Below are 261 nucleotides of genomic sequence, written 5' to 3'. Positions count from 1 at the left end.
GACGCCGCCGTGGACCGGCTGCTCGGTCATGACTGCGAGGCGTTGACCACCCCGGAGTTGTTGGCGTGGCTGGCCCGCGTGGAAAAGGTGCGCCGGCGCCTGCCCGCATTGGAGCATGCGGTGATCAACACCCTGGCCCACCAGGCCACCCCGGAGGAGTTGGGCGGCACGCTGTCGCACGCGGTCGCCGAGGCGGCGTTGATCACCCGCACCGACGCCTCTCGGCGGGTGCGCGCGGCCGCCGACCTGGGCCCCCGCCAC

General features: G+C 73.9%; 1 protein-coding gene. It reads left to right on the top strand.

Annotated features, from left to right (window positions below; all coding sequences use genetic code 11):
* Positions 1-261 (top strand): DUF222 domain-containing protein (locus FPZ47_RS28105; protein WP_145039863.1); only part of this gene is annotated, 261 nt, incomplete at both ends.

Origin of the sequence: Mycobacterium helveticum (assembly GCF_007714205.1) — a bacterium.
Taxonomy (GTDB): domain Bacteria; phylum Actinomycetota; class Actinomycetes; order Mycobacteriales; family Mycobacteriaceae; genus Mycobacterium; species Mycobacterium helveticum.
Note: the sequence above shows the minus strand (reverse complement) of the source record. Positions and strands in the feature narration are given on the sequence as shown.